General features: G+C 62.9%; 5 protein-coding genes. 1 reads left to right on the top strand and 4 read right to left on the bottom strand.

Translation table 11 applies throughout. The features are described 5' to 3' along the window. The first annotated feature begins 40 nt into the window (after positions 1–40). Positions 41–610, top strand: a complete 570-nt coding sequence (locus EOD15_RS32335) for an N-acetyltransferase (RefSeq protein WP_127320767.1) — start codon at positions 41–43, stop codon at positions 608–610. A gap of 91 nt (positions 611–701) precedes the next feature. Here the strand turns inward: EOD15_RS32335 and EOD15_RS32330 are convergent, their stop codons facing one another. The 4 genes from EOD15_RS32330 to EOD15_RS32315 all read right to left on the bottom strand — a co-directional run. Continuing rightward, positions 702–986, bottom strand: coding sequence for an SCP2 sterol-binding domain-containing protein (locus EOD15_RS32330; protein ID WP_013529756.1), 285 nt, complete (start codon positions 984–986; stop codon positions 702–704). 198 nt (positions 987–1184) lie between these two features. Then, complete coding sequence (locus tag EOD15_RS32325; protein WP_127270032.1) at positions 1185–1700, bottom strand: hypothetical protein; 516 nt, start codon at positions 1698–1700, stop codon at positions 1185–1187. 97 nt (positions 1701–1797) lie between these two features. Then, positions 1798–2223: a hypothetical protein gene (locus EOD15_RS32320; protein ID WP_127320766.1), complete on the bottom strand. Its 426-nt coding sequence runs from the start codon at positions 2221–2223 to the stop codon at positions 1798–1800. Positions 2224–2236: 13 nt separating this feature from the next. Beyond that, on the bottom strand, positions 2237–2692 hold a 456-nt coding region (locus tag EOD15_RS32315; RefSeq protein WP_127409209.1), incomplete at its 5' end, for a rod-binding protein.

The raw sequence follows: 2692 nt of genomic DNA, 5'->3' as shown, positions 1-2692 counted from the left end.
CCGCTCGCCAGGGATTGCGGAAATGGAAATGTCAGTTGAAATGGAAATGCCAGTTGAAATTGGGGGCCACGCACCGGCCTCTGTGATGGTCGCCGAAACCGCCGCCGATGTTGCGGCGCGCGAGGCGTTGCTCGATCGGGCCATGGGGCCGAAGCGCAGGAAAAAGTCGTCGGAGAAGCTGCGGCGTGGCCGGCGGCCCTCGGAAGGCCTGGCCTTCGTCGCCCGCGATGCTTCGGGCGGCGTGGCCGGCACCGTGCGGCTGTGGGATGTCAGGCTGGGCGAGGGCGGTGCGGCCGTGCTGCTGCTTGGCCCGCTTGCCGTCGACCCGTCGCTCAAGAATGCCGGCATCGGCTCGGCGCTGATGCGCCATGCCATCGCCGAAGCGGCGCGTCTCGGCCATGCCGCTATCCTTTTGGTCGGCGATGCGCCCTATTACGCGCGCTTCGGCTTCTCGGCCGAGAAGACCGGTTCACTTTCCATGCCGGGACCCTATGAGCGGCACCGCCTGCTGGCGCTGGAACTGGTGGAAGGCGCGCTTGACGGCGTGCACGGCACGCTGAAGGCGGCCGGCCGCAAGCTGAAGGCGCAGGAACTGATATCGGCGGCCTGACACGAAGCCGGCAGCATTTCATGCAAAAACGCCGCCCGAAAAGGCGGCGTTTTTTGCGCTTGGTGGGTGCCGCCTGGGCGGCTGGATGCCTTCAGCCGATCAGCTGGCTGAGCGCCATGGCGACGGTCATGTCGCCTTCGACCTTTATCTTGCCGGTCATGAACGCCATTGTCGGGTTCAGGTCGCCAGCGATCAGCGAATCCAGATCGTCGAGCGAGAGCTTGATGGTGCAGTCGGTGGGTGCATCGGTGTTCGAGACGGTTGCGCCGTCGATGACGATGACGCCGTCGCTGCCGGTGTCGAATTTCACGGAACGATCGAACCCGCTGCTGGCCACCCGCGACTTGATCTTCTCGGCAATCTCCTGAACGCTCACGCTGTTCTCCTTGTCTGGTTGCATCTGTCTCGCAACGGCGCTTCGATCCAGCCGAAGCCCATGCCGCGGTTTCGCGATCACGGTCGCTGCCGCATATAGCTTTGGGTTGACGTTTACGTCAACGCGAATTCGGGCGGTTGGTTCCTGCCGTGGCGGCAGGTGAGCCCCGATGAGGCCGGGACTCCGAGCCGGGGCAACTCAGTGTTCCTTGAACGCCTTGGTCATTTCGCTCGCCGTCTCGCTTTTCTTGCGGCGCAGCCAGTTGTCGCGGATTTCGTCCTTCGACAGGAAATTGACCTGGTCGATCAGAACCTCATGCACCAAGGGCGCGCCGACACGCGCGTTGACGGTATCGCGGATTGCGGCGCGGAAGGCATCGAGATCGATCGTCGCCTTGTTGGTGAAGTCGATCTGCGGATTGGAATAGAGGTAGGAATAGACCTGGTCGGTGATCAGCGCTTCGGCCGGAATGGACAGCTTCTTTATCTGCTCGGGTTCGACGGTGTAGACGAGCTTGGTCAGGAAATAGCCGCCGATCTCAGAATCACGGATCAGCGGCACCGAAATGATGTCGGTTTTGACGTAGTCGAGGCCGCCCAGCATCGGCTTCGGCGTTTCGCCGACACCGCGCTCGCCGGCCGCCTGAAACGAATAGAATACTGCGCCGAGAGTTGCTGCGCAGATCCAGACGGCGATGGCGATGACCTTGATCATCGGCTCTTGTCAGTCCCTTGATCAGTCCCTTGCGAAGGCGACGCGGCACTGCGCCGTTGCCTCGGCAGTATCTCCGAAGTGTCGCTCGTATTCGGCATCATGCCTTGATCCAGCCGAACTCGCCGGCGGAGTAGGTGCCGTCGGTCTCGGCGCGCTGGATGGCGTGCCGCAGCAGGCTGGCGACTTCGTTGACCGCGCTGAGATGCGCCAGGATCGCCGCTTCGTTCTTCGCCAGCTTCTGGCGCAGCCGGGTCAGGCCCTCGCGGTGCTGTTCGAGGAATTCGGCTTCGCTGCCGCCCTTCATGGCGCGCGTCAACTCGTAGAGGTAGCGGCTCTTGCGGGCGTTCGACGCCTTGAGATCATAGTTGGTCGCGTTGCGGATGCCGGCGGTCTCTTCCTCGACCACTTCCTCGATGCGACCGATGATGGCGGCGAGGTTGCCGGGCCGCGCGAACGGGATCGGCGATTCCGACGCGGTCGTGCGTGCTGGCAGATTGGGGGTGGATTCTGAAAAGTCGGCCATGGCGTTTCCCAGTTTAGATCTTGATGTTTGTTTTTATGGTCGTCTCGTCACCGGTCATCGACCCCGCAGCCTTGCGCTGCAATTGGTGGACCAGCGAGGTCGACAGGCTGTTTTGCTGGTCGATCTCGGTCTTTTCCAACCCGCCCGAGACCGGACCGACCGGAACCACGCGCTTGCCTTCGAGATAGTGGTCGGCAAGCATCGACTTGGCGATGCCGATGCCGCCGCGTTCGGCCATCACGTCGGCCACCCGCTCGGCAAGCTGCGATTTCCACATGTCGCCAGCCAGGCCCTTGCCGTAGACGCCCTCGGTGTCCTTTGGCAGCATGTTCTGGATGAAGGTCTGCAGCACCATCGCCTCGAACTTCTTGAATTTGTTGGCCGGGTCGGTTGCAGCGACGGCCTTGTCGGCGGTGGCGCGCGACAGGATCGAGCCGGCATCGACCGAAGCGGCGGTGTCGAGCGAAAA

The sequence above is a fragment of the Mesorhizobium sp. M7A.T.Ca.US.000.02.2.1 genome (genome assembly GCF_003996995.1).
Lineage (GTDB): Bacteria > Pseudomonadota > Alphaproteobacteria > Rhizobiales > Rhizobiaceae > Mesorhizobium.
The sequence above is the reverse complement of the archived record's forward strand: the minus strand, read 5'-3'. Positions and strand labels throughout refer to the sequence as shown.